Origin of the sequence: Enterobacter cloacae complex sp. 2024EL-00227 (genome assembly GCF_043945315.1) — a bacterium.
In the GTDB taxonomy this organism is placed as follows: Bacteria; Pseudomonadota; Gammaproteobacteria; order Enterobacterales; family Enterobacteriaceae; genus Enterobacter; species Enterobacter roggenkampii.
Genome location: NZ_JBIMQP010000005.1, coordinates 122,603 through 142,345, shown reverse-complemented (window position 1 = coordinate 142,345; position 19,743 = coordinate 122,603). Strand labels below are relative to the sequence as shown.

Annotated in this window: 17 protein-coding genes and 1 pseudogene; 4 read left to right on the top strand and 14 right to left on the bottom strand. The window is 56.3% G+C overall.

Annotation, left to right across the window (positions count from 1 at the left end):
* Positions 1 to 21: 21 nt before the first annotated feature.
* The 4 genes and pseudogenes from lspA to ACHH0Z_RS11185 form a co-directional block, all read right to left on the bottom strand.
* Positions 22 to 522, bottom strand: coding sequence for a signal peptidase II (gene lspA / locus ACHH0Z_RS11200; protein ID WP_008502034.1), 501 nt, complete (start codon positions 520 to 522; stop codon positions 22 to 24).
* Entirely contained in the window at positions 522 to 3,338 is a 2,817-nt protein-coding gene (gene ileS, locus ACHH0Z_RS11195) for an isoleucine--tRNA ligase (RefSeq protein ID WP_045406397.1), read from the bottom strand. Before ileS ends, lspA begins: the two co-directional genes overlap by 1 nt.
* A gap of 45 nt (positions 3,339 to 3,383) precedes the next feature.
* A complete protein-coding gene (ribF, locus tag ACHH0Z_RS11190) occupies positions 3,384 to 4,310 on the bottom strand; it encodes a bifunctional riboflavin kinase/FAD synthetase (protein ID WP_045406395.1) in 927 nt (308 codons plus the stop codon).
* A gap of 7 nt (positions 4,311 to 4,317) precedes the next feature.
* Positions 4,318 to 4,524: pseudogene (locus ACHH0Z_RS11185) on the bottom strand (DUF2575 domain-containing protein); the annotation flags it as partial.
* A gap of 115 nt (positions 4,525 to 4,639) precedes the next feature.
* Between ACHH0Z_RS11185 and rpsT the strand changes: the two are divergent.
* Positions 4,640 to 4,903 (top strand): 30S ribosomal protein S20, encoded by a 264-nt coding sequence (rpsT, locus tag ACHH0Z_RS11180; protein WP_008502037.1) that lies wholly within the window; start codon positions 4,640 to 4,642, stop codon positions 4,901 to 4,903.
* 59 nt (positions 4,904 to 4,962) lie between these two features.
* Here rpsT and nhaR read toward each other — a convergent pair whose 3' ends face one another.
* The 4 genes from nhaR to dnaK all read right to left on the bottom strand — a co-directional run bounded on the left by nhaR (position 4,963) and on the right by dnaK (position 10,416).
* Positions 4,963 to 5,862 (bottom strand): transcriptional activator NhaR, encoded by a 900-nt coding sequence (nhaR, locus tag ACHH0Z_RS11175; RefSeq protein WP_008502038.1) that lies wholly within the window; start codon positions 5,860 to 5,862, stop codon positions 4,963 to 4,965.
* Between the two features lie 58 nt (positions 5,863 to 5,920).
* On the bottom strand, positions 5,921 to 7,096 hold the full coding sequence (gene nhaA / locus ACHH0Z_RS11170) for a Na+/H+ antiporter NhaA (protein WP_023326672.1): 1,176 nt from the start codon (positions 7,094 to 7,096) through the stop codon (positions 5,921 to 5,923).
* Positions 7,097 to 7,269: 173 nt separating this feature from the next.
* Positions 7,270 to 8,415 carry a molecular chaperone DnaJ gene (dnaJ, locus tag ACHH0Z_RS11165; protein ID WP_008502040.1) on the bottom strand — a complete coding sequence of 382 codons (1,146 nt, stop codon included), beginning with the start codon at positions 8,413 to 8,415 and terminating at the stop codon, positions 7,270 to 7,272.
* Between the two features lie 87 nt (positions 8,416 to 8,502).
* Entirely contained in the window at positions 8,503 to 10,416 is a 1,914-nt protein-coding gene (gene dnaK, locus ACHH0Z_RS11160) for a molecular chaperone DnaK (RefSeq protein ID WP_008502041.1), read from the bottom strand.
* Between the two features lie 296 nt (positions 10,417 to 10,712).
* On the opposite strand from dnaK, the gene satP reads away from it, so the two are divergent.
* The gene (gene satP, locus ACHH0Z_RS11155; protein WP_008502042.1) at positions 10,713 to 11,279 is read left to right on the top strand and encodes an acetate uptake transporter; all 567 of its coding nucleotides are present in this window, start codon (positions 10,713 to 10,715) and stop codon (positions 11,277 to 11,279) included.
* On the opposite strand, the gene ACHH0Z_RS11150 is transcribed toward satP, so the two are convergent.
* From ACHH0Z_RS11150 to tal, 3 genes are all read right to left on the bottom strand, one after another.
* Positions 11,256 to 12,578 (bottom strand): MFS transporter, encoded by a 1,323-nt coding sequence (locus ACHH0Z_RS11150; RefSeq protein WP_045406393.1) that lies wholly within the window; start codon positions 12,576 to 12,578, stop codon positions 11,256 to 11,258. The two genes, satP and ACHH0Z_RS11150, sit on opposite strands and share 24 nt — an antisense overlap.
* Positions 12,579 to 12,700: 122 nt before the next feature.
* The gene (gene mog / locus ACHH0Z_RS11145; protein WP_008502044.1) at positions 12,701 to 13,288 is read right to left on the bottom strand and encodes a molybdopterin adenylyltransferase; all 588 of its coding nucleotides are present in this window, start codon (positions 13,286 to 13,288) and stop codon (positions 12,701 to 12,703) included.
* A 110-nt stretch (positions 13,289 to 13,398) separates the two neighbouring features.
* The gene (gene tal / locus ACHH0Z_RS11140; RefSeq protein ID WP_045406391.1) at positions 13,399 to 14,352 is read right to left on the bottom strand and encodes a transaldolase; all 954 of its coding nucleotides are present in this window, start codon (positions 14,350 to 14,352) and stop codon (positions 13,399 to 13,401) included.
* Between the two features lie 262 nt (positions 14,353 to 14,614).
* Here tal and ACHH0Z_RS11135 point away from each other — a divergent pair, with 262 nt between their 5' ends.
* Entirely contained in the window at positions 14,615 to 16,045 is a 1,431-nt protein-coding gene (locus tag ACHH0Z_RS11135) for a sodium:alanine symporter family protein (RefSeq protein ID WP_021240561.1), read from the top strand.
* Between the two features lie 66 nt (positions 16,046 to 16,111).
* Positions 16,112 to 16,885 carry a peroxide stress protein YaaA gene (gene yaaA / locus ACHH0Z_RS11130; RefSeq protein WP_045406389.1) on the top strand — a complete coding sequence of 258 codons (774 nt, stop codon included), beginning with the start codon at positions 16,112 to 16,114 and terminating at the stop codon, positions 16,883 to 16,885.
* A 32-nt stretch (positions 16,886 to 16,917) separates the two neighbouring features.
* On the opposite strand, the gene ACHH0Z_RS11125 is transcribed toward yaaA, so the two are convergent.
* The 3 genes from ACHH0Z_RS11125 to thrB form a co-directional block, all read right to left on the bottom strand.
* Positions 16,918 to 17,214 (bottom strand): DUF2502 domain-containing protein, encoded by a 297-nt coding sequence (locus ACHH0Z_RS11125; RefSeq protein WP_023618636.1) that lies wholly within the window; start codon positions 17,212 to 17,214, stop codon positions 16,918 to 16,920.
* 308 nt (positions 17,215 to 17,522) lie between these two features.
* On the bottom strand, positions 17,523 to 18,809 hold the full coding sequence (thrC, locus tag ACHH0Z_RS11120) for a threonine synthase (protein ID WP_045406387.1): 1,287 nt from the start codon (positions 18,807 to 18,809) through the stop codon (positions 17,523 to 17,525).
* Between the two features lie 3 nt (positions 18,810 to 18,812).
* Positions 18,813 to 19,742 (bottom strand): homoserine kinase, encoded by a 930-nt coding sequence (gene thrB, locus ACHH0Z_RS11115; protein ID WP_021240567.1) that lies wholly within the window; start codon positions 19,740 to 19,742, stop codon positions 18,813 to 18,815.
* Position 19,743: the final 1 nt, after the last annotated feature.

Below are 19,743 nucleotides of genomic sequence, written 5' to 3'. Positions count from 1 at the left end.
AGCGCCACCCGGCATTGATGCTTACGCCTGCTCTTTCGCGGCCGGTTTAGGCAAGAAGCCTTCCAGCACGATTAACGCCGCACCGATGCAAATGGCGCTATCGGCGAGGTTAAAGGTCGCGAAGTGCCAGTCGCCGACGTAGAAGTCGATCATATCGACCACAAAGCCGTGCCACAGGCGATCAAACAGGTTGCCCAGCGCGCCGCCAATGATCAGCGCGTAGGCGATGTTATTCAGCTTTTGCGTTGCCTTCGAGCGGTACATCAGCACCGCCAGGATCACGCAGATACCGAGAGCGATACCCGCAAAGAACCAGCGCTGCCAGCCACCGCTGTCGGCAAGGAAACTGAACGCCGCACCGTAGTTGCGCGCGTAGTGCAGGTTAAGCGACGGGAACAGCGGCACCGTCTCCCCCAGAGCAAAGTTCTGGAGGATCAGGAACTTGCTGCCCAGATCGATAATCAGCACCACCACAACCAGCCACAGCCAGCGCAGTCCTGTTGAACAGAGAGTTTTACTCATCAGGCAAACTTACGTTTTTCGCCGTCACCGGCGACGTTGCTTACACAGCGTCCGCAGATGTCTGCGTGTTCCGCCACCTGACCGACATCGGTGGTGTAATGCCAGCAACGCGGGCATTTCTCACCGTCGGCTTTGCTCAGCGCGACTTTCAGTCCTTTGAGCAGTTCGCTCTGCTGAGCATCAGCAGACGCGTCAGCATAATCCGCAACTTTCGCACCGGAGGTCAACAGGACAAATCGTAATTCATCGCCCAGCGCCGTCAGCTTCGCCGCCAGCTCTGGCTCCGCGTACAGGGTCACTGCCGCTTCCAGAGAGCCGCCGACTTTCTTATCAGCACGCGCCTGCTCGATAACCTTGTTCACTTCGCCACGCACTTTCAGCAGCTCGTCCCAGAAGGCATCGTTCATCGCTTCGGTGCTGGAGAGATCGAACAGACCTTCGTACCACTCGCCCGTGAAGACATACTTCTCACGGTCGCCCGGCAGATAACCCCAGATTTCATCCGCGGTGAAGGACATGATCGGCGCCATCCAGCGTACCAGCGCTTCTGCGATATGGAACAGCGCGGTCTGGCAGCTACGACGCGCCACGCTATCCGCTTTCGCGGTGTACTGACGGTCTTTGATGATGTCGAGGTAGAACGAGCCCATCTCAATGGAACAGAAGCGCATCAGGCGCTGCACCACTTCGTGGAAGTCATAAGACTCATAGGCCTTCAGGATATCTTCCTGCGCCGCTTTCGCGCAGCCTACCGCCCAGCGGTCCAGCACCACCATCTCTTCCGGTTTCACCATGTCTTTTGCCGGATCAAACCCGTTCAGGTTCGCCAGCAGGAAGCGCGCGGTGTTACGGATACGACGATAGCTGTCGGCAGCGCGTTTCAGGATCTCGTCAGACACCGCCATTTCGCCGGTGTAGTCGGTCGACGCCACCCACAGACGCAGAATGTCTGCGCCCAGCTTGTTCATCACGTCCTGCGGAGAAACGGTGTTACCGATGGATTTGGACATCTTACGGCCCTGACCATCCACGGTGAAACCGTGAGTCAGTACCTGACGGTAAGGCGCTTTACCCTTCATGGCGGTGGAGATCATCAGAGATGACATGAACCAGCCGCGGTGTTGGTCAGACCCTTCCAGATACATATCGGCAGCGTGACCGGCAAACTCCGGACGCACGTCAACCACGGAGGAGTGGGTAGACCCGGAATCGAACCATACGTCCAGGGTATCCGGCACTTTCTCGTAGTTGTCAGCATCAGCGCCCAGGATGTCGCGGGCGTCGAGATCCCACCACGCCTGGATGCCGTCAACTTCGACGCGCTTCGCCACTTCTTCCATCAGTTCCAGGGTGTTCGGGTGGAGCTCATGCGTCTCTTTATGCACGAACAGCGACATCGGCACGCCCCAGGTACGCTGGCGGGAGATACACCAGTCAGGACGGTTAGCCACCATGGATTCGATACGCGCCTGGCCCCAGTCCGGGATCCACTGCACGCCTTTGATCTCTTTCAGAGACTGCTCGCGCAGGCCCTTCTGATCCATGCTGACGAACCACTGCGGGGTCGCACGGAAGATAATTGGCGTCTTGTGACGCCAGCAGCACGGATAGCTATGCTGCATTTTTTCAACGTGCAGCAGCGCGCCGCTGGTGCGCAGCATGTCGACAATAATGTCGTTCGCTTTGAAGACGTTGATGCCGTCCAGCGCGGGGTAGGTGCCAGGCAGGTAGGAGCCGTCCGGCCCCACCGGGTTAGCGATTTCCAGACCGTACTTCAGGCTGATGTTGTAGTCGTCAGGACCGTGGCCACCGGCGGTATGTACCGCACCGGTACCCGCGTCCAGCGTGACGTGGTCGCCCAGGATCGCCGGAACGTCGAAGTCCAGGAACGGGTGTTTGAAGCGCATCAGATCCAGCGCGTCGCCTTTAACTGTGCCCAGCACGGTGTAATCGGCGATGTTCGCGCGCTTCAGCACGCTTTCAACCAGATCTTTCGCCAGGATAACCGCCTGGCCGTCAATCTGCACCAGCGCGTATTCGAACTCACCGGACAGGGAGATCGCGCGGTTGGCTGGCAGGGTCCACGGGGTGGTGGTCCAGATCACCAGCGAGATCGGGCCGTTAACGGACGACACGCCAAATTTGGCTTTCACCGCATCCTGATCGACGGCATGGAAGGCTACGTCGATAGACGGAGAGGTTTTGTCGTAATACTCCACTTCCGCTTCTGCCAGCGCAGAACGGCAGTCCACGCACCAGTGCACCGGCTTCGCGCCTTTGTGCAGGTGGCCGTTACCGATGATTTTGCCCAGCGCACGGATGATGTTGGCTTCGGTTTTGAAGTCCATGGTCAGGTACGGATGCGACCAGTCGCCCAGTACGCCCAGACGGATGAAGTCAGCGCGCTGACCGTCAACCTGGGTGGCTGCGTATTCGCGGCACTTCGCACGGAACTCAGCGGCGGTGAATTTCTCACCAGGCTTGCCAAATTCCTGCTCAACTTTCAGCTCGATTGGCAGGCCGTGGCAGTCCCAGCCCGGAACGTAAGGCGAGTCATATCCCGCGAGTCCTTTGGACTTCACGATAATGTCTTTCAGAATCTTGTTTACAGAGTGACCAATATGAATGCTGCCATTCGCATAGGGAGGGCCATCATGCAGAATGAAGGTTTTTTTGCCTTTTTTGGCTGCACGAATGATGCCGTACAGGTCATCATCGGTCCAACGCGCCAGCATTCCCGGTTCACGCTTGGCGAGATCGCCGCGCATCGGGAACCCTGTTTCCGGCAAATTCAGGGTTGATTTATAGTCACTCATCAGATTCTCGGTTCCGTATTTATCACGTAGGCAGTTAAGCCGGGTTCAAAGCCCAAAAAACTCGCGGGCTGTTAATTCATCTCGCGCAATTTGCGCTTTGAGTTCATCCAGCGAACCAAATCGCTGCTCGTTGCGTATTTTTTTACGCAGTATCACATCTATATGGCGACCATACAGGTCCATTACAACGTCCAGCAGGTGCACTTCTAGCTGTTGACGCACACCGGCAACGGTCGGACGCGTGCCAATATTGGCGACGCCGTAGAACGGCTTATCGCCCAGTCCTGCCACTTCCACCGCATAGACCCCTTTAACCGGGGAAACCTGACGACGCAGCGGTATATTCGCCGTCGGGAAACCTATCGTGCGGCCCAGCGCATCGCCATGGACCACGCGACCAGAGATGGTGAACGGATGTCCCAGCAGGTTTTCTGCCGTATCCAGTTCATCGTTGGCCAGCGCCTGCCGCACTGCCGTGCTGCTGACGCGCACGCCGCCTTCACAGAAGGTCATCGCGCTGGTTACGTCAAAACCGTACTCCAGACCAGCCTTCTGTAATAGCAAGAAATCACCCTGACGACCAGCGCCAAAGCGGAAATCATCGCCCACGGCAAGAAACTGCACGCCAAGACGCTTCACCAGCAGGTCGCTGACGAAATTTTGTGCTGTCAGCGCGGCAAAGCGGCGATCGAAACGTACGCACAATACATAGTCCACACCGGGCTCAGCCAGATAGCGCAACTTCTCGCGCAGGCGTGTAAGACGTGCGGGAGATTTGTCGCCCGCGAACAGCTCCAGCGGCTGCGGTTCGAAAATCATCACTACTACGGGCAGGCCGCGAGCCTCCCCTTCTTTACGCAATCCCTGCAACAGCGCCTGATGACCACGATGCACGCCGTCGAAATTACCAATGGTCAGCACGCACCCGTGCGGGGCTCTGCTGAGATTATGTATGCCGCGTATCAGCTTCATGTCTGGCTCAAAACAGTGAAAATCGCCAAAGTATACCTTGTACAGCGGTTAAGGTTAACCGGCGATTGTTCGTGCAAAACAGAAAGCCGTAATGATTTCATCAGGCTGACCTTTCGCAGCGAAAAAATCTGCTCGCGAACTGCGATTTTTATGCCGAAAAGCTGTATTCACGGACAACAAGCTGGTAGAATCCTGCGCCATCACTACGTAACGTAGCGTCGCCACATTAACGGCGCTTATTTGCACAAATCCATTGACAAAAGAAGGTATAGAGGGCATATTCCTCGGCCTTTGAATTGTCCACATAGATCATATTTGGGAGTTGGACCTTGGCTAATATCAAATCAGCTAAGAAACGTGCTATTCAGTCTGAAAAGGCTCGTAAGCACAATGCAAGCCGTCGCTCTATGATGCGTACTTTCATCAAGAAAGTATACGCAGCTATCGAAGCTGGCGACAAAGCTGCTGCGCAGAACGCATTTAACGAAATGCAACCAATCGTGGATCGTCAGGCTGCTAAAGGTCTGATCCACAAAAACAAAGCAGCGCGTCATAAAGCAAACCTGACCGCGCAGATCAACAAACTGGCTTAATCGCCGCTTGTTGTTGCTTGTTTTAAAAGAACCCGCTTAACGCGGGTTTTTTTATATCTTCAGATTGCCGGTGGCGTAAACAGCGCCGAGTAGTCACGGTTACAGATTCGCTGTACCGCCGGATGCTGAATCATCCTTTCAGCAAAGATGGCGTGATACTCCTCCATCACGTTATCCACTCTGCCTATCTCCGTAATCTTGTCGTCCGAATAGAGATCGTGCGCGTAGAGCGTTGGCGCAACGAAGATGGCGTTATGGGCTTCACCAAAGGCTTTCATCAGCGCCGCATCGTCAAATTCGCCGAGGATTTCCACGTTCAGCCCCTGCGAGTTAAACCAGTTCAGGAGCTTGCGCCCCAGCATGGAACGCCTTCCCGGCACCAGCAGTCGACGCTCTTCCAGGCAGGCCGGGAAGGGTTTCTCCGGCGGCGGATTAATGCACCAGAAGCTCACGCCGCATTCCCCAATTTTCACCGAGAACAGCCCTTCCTGCTGCGTGGAGTCGATCGGACAATCCGAGATAATCATGTCCAGCTTGTGCTGGCTCAGCTGTTCCAGCAGCATCTCGTGAGTGGATTCAAAGCAGCGCAGGTGGATTTGCTCGTCTTCGACCACCGCCGCATCCAGCACGCCGCTCACCAGCCGTTTGGACAGCGCATCCGCCACGCCAACATCAAAGAGCAGGTTCGACTCTTTGCGGTAGTTGACGATATCCAGCATCTCCTGGCTAAGGGTAAACATTTTGTCCGCGTAGCGGAAAACCAACTCACCCAGCTCGCTGGGTTCAATCCCGCGCCCCTTACGTTTGAACAGCTTGCCCTGCAAACGTTCTTCCAGCGCCTTGATTTGCCCGGTAATGGTTTGCGGCGTCAGGTAGAGCGCCTCTGCAGCCCCGACCACCGAGCCCTGTCTATAGACGTGCCAGAAGTAGTAAAGATGGTTGTAATTCAAATGAGACATCGCGTCTTCGCTCCTTGAGTGTGTTTCGGGAGAAGGATCGCCTTCTCCCGGTGTTCCGTTATGCCTGGACGGCCTGTCCGGACAATTTCACCTTCAACAAGGTATAACCAATTACGGCGGCCAGTAATGACCCGATGAGAATGCCGAGTTTCGCCCAGACGATCAGCTCAGGCGCATGCGCGCCAAACGCCAGCGTCGAGATAAAGATCGACATCGTAAACCCTATTCCACACAGCACGCCGACGGCCATAATCTGCTTAAACGTGGTGCCGTGCGGCAATGACGCCAGCTTCAGTTTCGTCGCCAGCCAGCAAAAGAGGCTAATACCCAGCGGCTTACCGATAAACAGACCGGCAATAATGCCCAGCGGCAGCACGGACGTCAGCCCGTCCAGCGTCACGCCGCCCAGCGAAACCCCGGCATTGGCAAACGCAAACAGGGGCAGGATCATAAAGGCGACCCACGGGTGCAGTACATGCTCCAGCTGTTTGGCCGGCGACTTGCCGTCCTGCGGCTTAAGCGGCACGAAGAAGCCGACGATCACCCCAGCCAGCGTGGCGTGCACGCCGGATTTCAGCACCGCCGTCCACAGCACCATCCCCACGAGGATGTAGATACCAATGCGGCGCACATTAAAGATGTTCAGCAGCGCCAGCACCGCAATCGCTCCGGCAGCCACGCTCAGAGACAGGATCGACAGATCGCTGGTGTAGAACAGCGCGATAATCACAATGGCGCCAAGATCATCGATGATCGCCAGCGCCATCAGGAAGATTTTCAGGGCAACCGGCACGCGGCTTCCCAGCAAGGCCAGCACCCCGAGCGCAAAGGCGATATCCGTCGCGGCCGGGATCGCCCAGCCGTGACGTGCAACCGGATCCTGCCAGGTGAACGCCAGGAAGAGCAGCGCCGGCACCACCATCCCACCGAGCGCGGCAATGACCGGGAACGCCGCGCGCTGGCGGCTGGCAAGCGAGCCCAGCACCAGCTCACGCTTAACTTCAAGCCCCACCAGCAGGAAGAACACCGCCATCAGCGCATCGTTGATCCACAGCAGCATGTTCTTGTTAATTTCCAGCGCCCCGACCTTCAGCTCAACGGGCGTTTCCAGAAATGCATGATAGAGATCCCGCGTGATGCCAAGATTAGCCAGCACCATCGCGGCCGCTGCGGCAATAATCAGGAGCACGCCACCGGACGCCTCACTGCTAAAGAAACGGTGTAGTAATTTCATTTAAGTTCTCTCTTTTACAACAATACCTCGATAAAACCATAATACCAAGCCAAATAGCTCGGCAAAAACAGATTAATATTGAGTATAGATTCACTTTTACCGAGCAATAACCGTAAATAAAAAAAGCCCGGAATCGCTTCCGGGCTTTTTGAAGATAAAAACCAGCTAACGGATTAGCGGGTCAAATCATCGAAGAATTTTTTGACGCCATCGAAGAAGCTTTTGGAACGCGGGCTGTTTTTCTCACCCGTCGGACCACCAAAGCTTTCCTGCAACTCTTTCAGCAGCTGTTTCTGCTTATCGTTCAGGCCAACCGGCGTTTCCACGACGACGCGGCACAGCAGGTCGCCCTGCGCACCACCGCGAACGGATTTAACGCCTTTCCCGCGCATGCGGAACAGCTTACCGGTCTGGGTCTCGCCCGGGATCTTCAGATTGACGCGACCATCCAGCGTCGGCACTTCGATTTCGCCGCCGAGAGCCGCCATAGCGAAGTTGATCGGCACTTCACAGTACAGGTTGTTCCCTTCGCGCTCGAAGATAGCGTGCTGTTTCACCTGCACCTGAACGTACAGATCGCCTGCCGGTGCGCCGTGTTCGCCAGCTTCACCCTCACCCGCCAGACGGATGCGGTCGCCCGTATCCACGCCAGCCGGGATTTTAACGGACAGGGTCTTGGTTTTCTCAACGCGACCGTGGCCGTGGCATTTGGTGCACGGATCTTTAATCAGCGTACCGCGACCGTGACAGTGCGGACAGGCCTGCTGTACCGCGAAGAAGCCCTGACGCATCTGGACCTGGCCAGAGCCGTGACAGGTTGGACAGGTCTGAGGCTGGGTACCCGCTTTCGCGCCGCTGCCGTGGCAGACGTCACACTCTTCCAGCGTCGGAATACGGATCTCTTTGGTAACACCGCGAACGGCCTCTTCCAGCGTCAGATCCATGTTGTAGCGCAGGTCCGCGCCGCGCGCCGCGCGCTGACGACCACGCCCACCGCCGAAGATGTCGCCGAAGACATCGCCAAAGATATCGCTGAAGTCGGCACCGCCGCCAAAGCCGCCGCCACCGAATCCACCGCCGCCCATGCCGCCCTGTTCAAAGGCTGCGTGACCGTACTGGTCATAGGCTGCACGTTTTTGTGCATCGGTCAGGACTTCGTAGGCTTCTTTGATCTCTTTAAATTTGGCTTCAGCCTCTTTGTCACCCTGATTACGGTCCGGGTGGAATTTCATGGCCAGGCGCTTATACGCCTTTTTGATTTCACGCTCTTCCGCAGTTTTCGGAACGCCTAAAATCTCGTAATAGTCTTGCTTTGCCATTGGTTTTTTTAAGCCCCTTAACATGCGAGCACGGGCGTGGAGAGTTCTCCTACGCCCGTGCCGATTAATTACCCTGCATCAGGGCGATTATTTTTTATCTTTAACTTCTTCGAACTCAGCGTCGACAACGTCGTCGTCTTTCGCATTGTTCGCCGAAGCGTCAGCGCCCGCCTGCTGTTGAGCGTGCTGCTGCTGAGCGATTTCCATCAGCTTCTGAGAAGCCTGTGCCAGTTCCTGCATCTTCGCTTCGATGTCCGCTTTATCTTCACCTTTCAGTGAGGATTCCAGCGCACTCAGTGCAGCTTCGATAGCAGTCTTGTCTTCCGCTGGCAGTTTATCGCCTGCTTCTTCAACCTGCTTACGGGTGCTGTGCAGCAGATGGTCACCCTGGTTGCGGGTCTGAACCAGCTCTTCGAACTTACGGTCGGATTCCGCGTTAGCTTCGGCATCGCGAACCATTTTTTCGATTTCCGCTTCGTTCAGACCAGAAGATGCCTTGATGGTGATCTTCTGCTCTTTACCGCTGTTTTTGTCTTTCGCAGACACGTGCAGGATACCGTCAGCATCGATGTCGAAGGTGACTTCGATCTGTGGCATGCCGCGCGGTGCCGGGTTAATACCGTCCAGGTTGAACTGACCCAGAGATTTGTTATCCGCCGCACGCTTACGCTCACCCTGCAGCACATGGATGGTTACCGCAGACTGGTTGTCTTCAGCGGTAGAGAACACCTGGCTGTGCTTGGTTGGGATGGTGGTGTTTTTGTTGATGAGCGCAGTCATCACACCGCCCATGGTTTCGATACCCAGAGACAGCGGGGTAACGTCCAGCAGCAGTACGTCTTTCACTTCACCGGTCAGTACGCCACCCTGAACCGCAGCACCGATAGCCACTGCTTCGTCCGGGTTAACGTCTTTACGTGGCTCTTTACCAAAGAACTCAGCCACTTTCTTCTGCACCATTGGCATACGGGTCTGGCCACCAACGAGGATAACGTCGTTGATATCAGACACGGACAGGCCAGCGTCCTGCAGAGCAACTTTCAGCGGCTCGATAGAACGGTTCACCAGGTCTTCTACCAGGCTTTCCAGTTTCGCACGGGTCACTTTGATGTTCATGTGTTTAGGACCGGTCGCGTCTGCAGTGATGTACGGCAGGTTCACGTCGGTCTGCTGAGCGGAAGACAGTTCGATCTTCGCTTTCTCAGCGGCTTCTTTCAGGCGCTGCATAGCCAGCGGGTCATTACGCAGGTCAATGCCCTGATCTTTCTTGAACTCGTCAACGAGGTAGTTGATCAGACGGGTATCGAAGTCTTCACCACCCAGGTGGGTATCACCGTTGGTTGCCAGAACTTCGAAGGTTTTTTCGCCGTCAACTTCGTCGATTTCGATAATAGAGATATCGAAGGTACCACCACCCAGGTCGTAAACCGCGATAGTACGGTTGCCGACTTCTTTATCCAGACCGTAAGCCAGAGCAGCCGCGGTTGGTTCGTTGATGATACGTTTTACTTCCAGACCTGCGATACGGCCAGCATCTTTGGTTGCCTGACGCTGAGCATCGTTGAAGTATGCAGGAACGGTGATAACAGCTTCAGTTACCGGCTCACCCAGGTAATCTTCCGCGGTTTTCTTCATTTTTTTCAGCACTTCAGCAGAAATCTGCGGTGGTGCCGTTTTGGTGCCTTTCACATCAAGCCATGCATCGCCGTTATCTGCCGCGATGATTTTGTAAGGCATGATGGAAACGTCACGCTGAACTTCTTCGTCCTGGAAGCGGCGACCGATCAGGCGTTTAATCGCAAACAGAGTGTTTTGCGGGTTTGTCACTGCCTGACGTTTAGCCGGCTGACCAACCAGAGTTTCACCGTCCTGGGTATAAGCAATGATAGAAGGCGTGGTGCGATCGCCCTCGGCGTTCTCCAGCACGCGTGCAGTAGTGCCATCCATAATCGCTACACAAGAGTTGGTAGTACCCAGGTCGATACCAATAATTTTACCCATCTAAACGTCTCCACTAAAAATTCAGTCAACATGTGGTTGTGTACCTGTAATAAGGGCAGAACGTGCTTTTTCAACTGCCCAGATTTGATTTTTTTCAGGTCCACACACTGCGGTTGACTACAAGATGGGGTCGCGACGGCATCCATCAAGGGGCAAGCATAAAAAAAATTTTAATTTCACCCTGATGAGATCATAGACGCCATCGATTGCGCCCATTATGATGCCGCGCCCCGTCAGGGAGAACTGACGCGGGTTTAACCATTTCACCATATTAATGATGATTTTTTTGAGGACTTATGGGCAACACTAAGTTGGCTAATCCGGCTCCGCTGGGCCTGATGGGTTTTGGCATGACCACTATTCTGCTGAACCTGCACAATATCGGGATGTTCCCGATGGATGGCATCATCCTGGCGATGGGCATTTTTTATGGCGGTATCGCGCAAATCTTTGCGGGCCTGCTGGAATATAAGAAAGGCAATACCTTCGGCTTAACCGCCTTCACCTCTTACGGTTCTTTCTGGCTGACCCTGGTCGCCATTCTGCTGCTGCCTAAAATGGGCATGGCAGACGCGGCAAACGCCCACTTCCTGGGCGTCTACCTGGGCCTGTGGGGCGTCTTCACCCTGTTCATGTTCTTCGGTACCCTGAAAGGCAACCGCATGCTGCAGTTCGTCTTCCTGAGCCTGACCGTGCTGTTTGCCCTGCTGGCAATCGGTCACCTGGTGGATAACGAAGGCATCGTTCACGTTGCCGGCTGGATTGGTCTGGTTTGCGGCGCAAGCGCTATCTACCTGGCAATGGGTGAAGTGCTGAACGAGCAGTTTGACCGCACCGTGCTACCGATTGGTGAAAAACACTGATCCCTCTGTCGTGCCCGCCTCGCGGGCACGACATCCCCCCGCCTGACGAAGCCAAAATCCCAATACCAGCCCCATCACCGACAGCGCCAGCACGTACCAGGCCGGAGCCATGGGAGAGACGCTCATCAGGACCGTCACCGCAATCGGCGTCAGCCCACCGAAAATGGCATACGACACGTTGTAGGAAAATGAGATCCCGGTGAAGCGAACCTCCGGCGGGAACGCGCGCACCATGACGTAAGGCACCGCCCCGACAACGCCCACGCACAGCCCTACCACGCCGTACAGCAGGAACAACTGTTCAGGATGGCTGCCAGCCAGATGGTAAAACGCCCAGCTTGAAGCGGCCAGTAACAGGCTGCCGACAATAAAGGTAACGCTGGCCCCGAAACGATCTGCCGCCAGCCCGGCGGCCAGACAGCCAAAGCAGAGCATGATTGTCGCAATACTGTTTGCCTGTAGCGTCACGGCTGGGGCGAAACCGTACTGCTTTTGCAGCCACACCGGAGACATCAATATCACCACCACAATCCCGGCCGAGAGTAGCCAGGTGAGCAGCATCGACACCACCACCGCCTTTTTATGACGTACCACAACCGCCTTCACCGGCAGCTCCTGCGCCAGCGCTTTACGCTGCTGCATTTCGAGGAAAATCGGTGTCTCCTGCAGCCAGCGGCGCAGGTACATCGCCACCAGGCCAAACGCCCCACCCAGCAGGAACGGAATACGCCAGCCCCAGTCGTGTACGGCCTGCTGCGTCATGCTGGTATTCACAATGGTGGCGACCACCGAGCCGAGCAGGATCCCGACCGTCAGCCCCGCGGTTAAGGTTCCACAGGCGATACCAATCCGGCGCGCCGGAACATGCTCTGCGACAAACACCCACGCGCCCGGCACTTCACCGCCAATCGCCGCGCCCTGAAGCACGCGCATCAGCAACAGCAGCAACGGCGCGAGAATGCCCATCGAGGCATAGGTGGGCAGCAGACCAATGGCCAGCGTGGGGACCGCCATCAGCAGGATGCTGAGGGTAAACATCTTTTTACGCCCGACCAGATCGCCAAAGTGGGCCATGATAATGCCGCCCAGCGGACGCGCCAGATACCCGGCAGCAAAAATGCCGAAGGTTTGCACCTGACGCAGCCACTCCGGTATATCGGCCGGGAAGAAGAGCTCCCCCACTACGGCAGCGAAGAAGACGAAGATAATGAAGTCGTAAAACTCCAGCGCACCGCCTAAGGCCGCGAGCGTGAGGGTTTTGTAGTCCTGTCGATTCAGAGGTCGGGTGTTATGTGACATAGCGAACCATTATGCGTGTATTGTGGATTTATTTTTACAGCAATCGTAAAGAAAAAATTACTATACCGTAAAACCGTTACCACGCTATCGCCGCTTCAGCTTATGTCACATATTGATTAATTTCAGGAGATTGTTTCGCGACGCGCGTTTTTAGGACGAAAAGCTGCTACCACTTTCTCATCGGTTTCGACATACGGGCCGTCAAGCAGCTGTATACAATACGGTACACTTGCAAAGATGCCGTGAACGATGACGCTGCCGTCTTCCGCTTTTAGCCCTTCCAGCGTCTCTTTGATCGACTTCGGCTGGCCCGGCAGGTTCAGTATCAACGCCTGCTTGCGGATCACCCCTACCTGGCGGGAAAGAATGGCTGTCGGGACAAAGTGTAGACTGATCTGGCGCATCTGTTCGCCGAAGCCCGGCATTTCACGATCGGCAATCGCCAACGTCGCGTCCGGCGTCACATCACGGCGCGCGGGCCCGGTTCCGCCGGTGGTTAACACCAGGTGACAGCTCATCTCATCCACCAGCTCACACAGGGTCTGCTCGATAATCGGCTGTTCGTCGGGAATCAGGCGAGTCTGGATCTCAAACGGGGTAGTCAGTGCACTGGCCAGCCACGCTTCCAGAGCGGGGATGCCTTTATCCTGGTAAACACCGCTGGAGGCGCGGTCAGAAATCGACACTAAGCCGATGCGTAAGGTATTCATATCCATTCCATTCAAAGAGTACTGATTAAAGGGAATGATACACGCAGAGAGGAAATTCAGACAGGGTACGAAAGCAGTCGCGTGACCGGGAGCCCGGTCACGCGGAATGATTACAGCAGGTCGCCGATCATTTTTTCCAGTTTTTCCTGGTCAACAGCAAACTTACGGATACCGTCCGCCAGCTTGTCTACTGCCATTGGATCCTGGTTGTGCTGCCACAGGAACTCGGATTCAGTGATGCGCTCTGGGCGTGCTTTCACTTCACCGGTGTAGGACAGTTTACGCTCCAGAGTACCTTCGCTTTCAGCCAGCTCTTTCAGCAGCGCTGGCGCGATGGTCAGGCGGTCACAGCCAGCCAGCTCGATGATTTCACCGACGTTACGGAAGCTTGCGCCCATAACCACGGTCTCATAGCCGTGCTGTTTGTAGTATTCGTAGATTTCAGTCACGGAAATCACGCCTGGATCTTCAGCCGGTGCGTACTCTTTCTTATCGGTGTTGGCTTTGTACCAGTCCAGAATACGGCCCACGAACGGAGAAATCAGGTATACGCCAGCTTCTGCACATGCACGCGCCTGTGCGAAGGAGAACAGCAGGGTCAGGTTACAGTTGATACCCTCTTTTTCCAGCTGCTCTGCCGCGCGGATACCCTGCCAGGTAGAAGCCAGTTTGATCAGGATACGATCGTTGCTGATGCCCGCATCGTTGTACAGTTTGATCAGACGTTTTGCTTTCGCGATAGACGCTTTGGTGTCGTAGGAGAGACGCGCGTCCACTTCGGTAGAGATACGGCCCGGAACCAGTTTCAGGATCTCGAGACCGATGTTCACGGCCAGTTTATCAGTAGCGTCCACAACCTGCTGCGCGCGGTCGTTGCTCTGCGCTTTCGCCCAGGTCACAGCCTCGTCAATCAGTTTGCGATACTCAGGGATCTGTGCGGCGTTAAGGATCAGAGAAGGGTTAGTTGTGGCATCCTGCGGCTGGTACAGCTTCATTGCCGCGATATCTCCGGTGTCAGCTACGACAGTGGTGAACTGACGAAGGGAGGTCAATTTATCCGTCATGATAGTGTTTCTCTTTTAACGTGCCCTGGATAATTCACGCTACCGACAGCATGCCTGCAGCGGAAAAATGACAGGTTTACTTGTTAGGGGGATGTAACCGGTCTGCCCTGATGATAACACGACGGAGGGGTAGCGCAACCGCAGACAGTGCGCTTAGGCAGAGTATGATAAACTCAGAATATTAACAGGCTGCTAAGCAACAGCATGCCCAATCAGTGGTAGCGCTTACATATTCACGTTGGCATCAACAAGAGGGACGTTAATGCCTGATTTCTTTTTCTTTATTAACGAAGTCCTCTGGGGTTCGATAATGATTTACCTGCTTCTGGGAGCAGGTATTTGGTTTACGCTACGCAGTGGGTTTATCCAGTTTCGCTATATTCGCAAGTTTGGCAGAAGTCTGAAAAACAGCGTCACGCCCCAGCCGGGCGGATTAACGTCGTTTCAGGCGCTCTGTACCAGCCTTGCGGCACGCCTGGGCAGCGGGAATCTGGCGGGGGTAGCACTGGCCATCAGCGCCGGTGGGCCAGGCGCGGTCTTCTGGATGTGGATGACGGCACTTCTCGGTATGGCCACCTCCTTTGCCGAAAGTTCGCTTGCGCAACTCTACAAAGAGAAAGATAAGCGCGGCCAGTTTCGCGGTGGTCCAGCCTGGTACATGGCGCGTGGCCTGGGGATGCGCTGGATGGGCGTCCTGTTCTCGCTTTTTTTACTGCTCGCGTACGGTCTTATTTTTAATACCGTCCAGGCGAACTCGGTCGCCCATGCCATGCGCTATGCCTTCTCCTGCCCCGAGTGGCTCGCGGGTCTCGCTTTAGCTTCGATCGTTCTGCTTACCATTTCATTCGGTCTCAAGGGTATCGCTCGCCTGATGCAGTGGCTGGTGCCCATTATGGCGCTGCTCTGGGTTGCCGCGAGCCTGTTCGTCGCCGCACTGCATCTCGACCAGGTGCCGGGCGTGCTTGCCACCATCGTCAAAAGCGCCTTTGGCTGGCGCGAAGTGGCATCCGGCGCGCTGGGCTACACCTTCAGCCAGGCGCTGATGGCGGGTTTTCAGCGGGGCATGTTCTCCAATGAAGCCGGTATGGGGTCAACCCCCAATGCGGCAGCCGCCGCCTCTTCCTGGCCGCCACACCCGGCCGCACAAGGCATTGTGCAGATGATTGGCGTCTTTACCGATACCATTATTATCTGTTCCGCCAGCGCCATGATTTTGCTGCTGGCAGGCCCCGTCCCCCACGCGTCGGGAACCGTCGGGATACAGCTTCTCCAGCAGGCGCTGGTGACCCTGACCGGCGGCTGGGGAGCCGGATTTGTCTCTCTCATCCTGATCTTGTTTGCCTTCAGCTCGATTGTGGTGAATTACCTCTACGCCGAAAATAACCTTATTTTCCTGAAACTCGACTCCCGCGCCGCGATCGGAACCCTGCGTCTTGGGGTTATCCTGATGGTGGTAGCAGGCTCCCTGCTCAGTATGCCGCTGGTCTGGCAGCTGGCCGATATCATTATGGCGCTGATGGCAATCACTAACCTCACGGCGATCCTGCTGCTCTCGCCCGTGGTGACCCTGATTGCCAGAGACTATCTGCGTCAGCGCAAACTCGGCGTTCCGCCGGTCTTTGATCCCGCCCGCTATCCCGATATCAAGGCGCAGCTTGCCCCCGGCACGTGGGATGATTTGCCACGGCAATAACAGCTATCGATCAATTCAGGGCGTTTTTTTGCTAAAGTCGCTCTAAATTTCCTGCAAGGACTGGATATGTTGATTCTGATTTCACCTGCAAAAACGCTCGACTACCAGAGCCCGCTCGCCACCGAGCGCTATACCCAGCCTGAACTGCTGGACTATTCGCAACAGCTGATCCGCGAAGCGCGTAAGCTCTCAGCACCGCAAATCGCCTCGCTGATGAGCATCAGCGACAAGCTGGCCGATTTGAACGCGACCCGCTTTCACGAGTGGCACCCGGATTTCACCCCTGCCAACGCTCGCCAGGCGATTCTGGCGTTTAAAGGCGATGTGTACACTGGCCTGCAGGCGGAAGATTTTAGCGAAGCCGATTTCGATTTTGCCCAGCAGCATCTGCGCATGCTGTCGGGCCTGTACGGCGTACTGCGCCCGCTGGATCTGATGCAGCCTTATCGTCTGGAGATGGGGATTCGCCTGGAGAATGCCAAAGGCAAAGACCTGTACCATTTCTGGGGCGATATCATCACCGATAAGCTGAATGCGGCCCTGCACGCTCAGGGCGATAACGTGGTAATTAACCTGGCGTCCGATGAATACTACAAGTCGGTGAAGCCGAAAAAGCTGGATGCCGACATCATCAAGCCGGTGTTCCTCGACGAGAAGAACGGCAAGTTCAAAGTGATCAGCTTCTACGCCAAGAAAGCGCGTGGCCTGATGAGCCGCTACATCATTCAGAACCGCCTGACGAAGCCGGAGCAGCTAACCGCCTTCAACAGCGAAGGCTATTTCTTTGACGAAGAAGCGTCGGGGAAAGGCGAGCTGGTATTTAAGCGCCACGAGCAGTAAAAACAAACCCCGCCCGCTGGCGGGGTTTTGCATTAGTGGTGTTTCCAGTCCGGGCCCGGACGGCGATCGTCATGGCGACGATCGTCATGATGGTGGTCACGCTCGCGATGCTCATCGTGAGGACGCCAGCGGTTATCGCGCCAGTCATAATGCGCCTTCCACCAGTCATGGTCGCGCCAGCGGCCACCGTCCCAGTAGTGCCCGTTATTATCCCGGTCTCCAATCTGCAGTTTGACCGCAGGTACGAGGGTAATTTCAGATGCCTGAACCGCCATGGGAGCGACCAGCATCAGTGAAAGCGCAATCAGCGCAGGTTTCAGTTTTGACATCGGTGACTCCTTATTATCGTTGCCCAACGTGGGCCGTTGTAAGGAGATTACGCGAGGGGAACGGGGGATGTTATTCTCTGCAATCCTAAACGCTAAGTGACCGCATTTATTGGGAATTTCTGCTTTTTCCCTGCTATTTTTCTCCTTAATTTCTTCACAAAAAAAGCCGGGTGGCGCTTCGCTTACCCGGCCTACGGTTTGTTCGTCTTTGTTGGCCCGGTAAGGCGAAGCCGCCACCGAGCAACACAATCACGCACGCGTCATCATCAGTTGTAGGTCGGGTAAGGCGTAGCCGCACCCGACAAAAATCACGCGAGGGTCAGCATCAGCTTACGCAGCGCCGCAAAGTCCGCCGGCAGCTCATGGGACAGCAGCGGCAGGTCGGCACGCTCGGCCAGTTCTTTCGGCAGCGGCAGCGTTTCGCCCAGGATCGCTTCCACGCTCTCTTTGAACTTCGCCGGATGTGCGGTCCCCAGGAATAGGCCGTATTCACCCGGGTTAAGCTGGTCGCGCAGCGCACGATAGGCAATCGCCGCGTGCGGTTCAGAGGTATACCCCACCGCCTTCAGCTCGCGCATGGTGGATTTGGTGGTCTCATCCGTCACCGCAGCATAGCCCAGGTCACCCAGGCGCCAGATCTTACGGCGGAACAGCTCTTCCACCCGCGGCCAGTTGTTCGGCTGAGACACATCCATCGCATTGGAGAGCGTCGCCTGCGTGGCGTTCGGCGCCCACTTACCGTCTTTCAGGAAGCGCGGCACGGTGTCGTTAGCGTTGGTGGCGGCGATAAAGCGTTTCACCGGCAGACCCAGGGATTTCGCCAGCAGGCCAGCCGTCAGGTCACCGAAGTTACCGCTCGGCACGGAGATCACCAGCTGGTTACGCGCGTCCTGCGGCAGCTGCGCCACCGCTTCGAAGTAGTAGCAGATCTGCGCCAGCAGACGGCTGATGTTGATGGAGTTGGCGGAGTTCAGACCCAGCGCCACCTTCAGCTCTTCGTCGTCGAAGGCCTGCTTGACCAGCGCCTGGCAGGCATCGAAATCGCCGTCAATTGCCACGGTTTCAATGTTGCCGCCGAGGGTGCAGAACAGTTTCTCCTGCAGCGGGCTGATTTTGCCTTTCGGATAGAGGATCACCACGCGGACGTTTTTCAGGCCGTAGAACGCGTGGGCGACCGCCGCGCCGGTATCCCCGGAGGTCGCGGTCAGGATGGTCACCGGCTTGTCGCCACTGATGTGGGTCAGCATCTGCGCCATAAAGCGGCCGCCGAAGTCTTTGAACGCCAGCGTCGGACCGTGGAACAGCTCCAGGCAGCCAACATCAGGCTCAACCTGCTGAACCGGCGCCGGGAAGGCGAATGCCGCGCGTACGCGCTCTTCCAGCAGCTCCTGCGGAATTTCATCGCCGATAAACGCGGACAAAATTTTGGTGCTGCGGGTGACAAAATCCTGCTTCAGCAGGTCATCAATCTCGGTCAGCTGGAATTCCGGCAGGTCATGCGGGAAAAACAGCCCCTGATTTTTGCCCAGTCCCTGAGTCACCGCCTGCGCGAAGCTGACCTGCTCGTTATGATCTTTAAGGTTGTAGAGTTTCATTAATTATCCCAGTACTCGTGCGCCAGCCGTGTCCAGACGGCAAATATGAACAAAGCCTTCCTGATTTTGCAGGTAGTGTTTAGAGAGCCAGTCCGCCACGCGCTGCGCAGTGTCAGGCTTGTCGCACAGGGCGAACAGCGTCGGGCCGGAGCCGGAGATGCCGCACGCCTGCGCGCCGATATCCATGGACGCCTGTCGCGCCTCGTTAAAGCCGGGCAGCAGCTTCGTGCGGTACGGCTCGGCAATGACGTCCTTCATCAGTTTGGCCGCCAGCTGCGGCTGACGGGTGTAGCAGGCGTGGATAAAGCCCGCCAGATGACGCCCGTGGGCGATACAGTCCTGACGGCGATACTGCGCGGGCAGGATCGCACGCGCTTCCGCGGTTGATACCTTGATACCCGGATAGGCCAGCACCCACAGCCACTCATCAAACCCTGGCACCTGCTGGCTGATGATGCCATTTTCTTCGATCATCAGCTGCATGCCGCCGAGGAAGCATGGCGCAACGTTGTCATAATGAATGCTGCCGGAGATACGCCCTTCCAGCTCGCCCATTAAGGCAAGCAGGCGGTTGTTGTTCAGCGGCTTGCCGCAGTGCTCGTTCATCGCCACCAGCGCGGCGACCACCGAGCAGGCGCTGGAACCCAGCCCGGAGCCAATCGGCATACTTTTTTCCAGCGTCATGGCGACCGGCACGTTTTTACCGATCTCCTGACAGAAACGCTCCCAGCACTGATAGACGATATTCTCGCGTGGCTCAGACGGCAGTTTGCTGGCGAAGCGGCCCACGTTATTCAGGCTGAAGCTGTCTGCCGCTTCCACCGTCACCGTATCGCCCAGCAGCGAACCGTCTACCGGCGTCACCGCCGCACCCAGCACGTCAAATCCGACGCTCATATTCGCGCTGGAAGCCGGGGCATAAACTTTGACCATG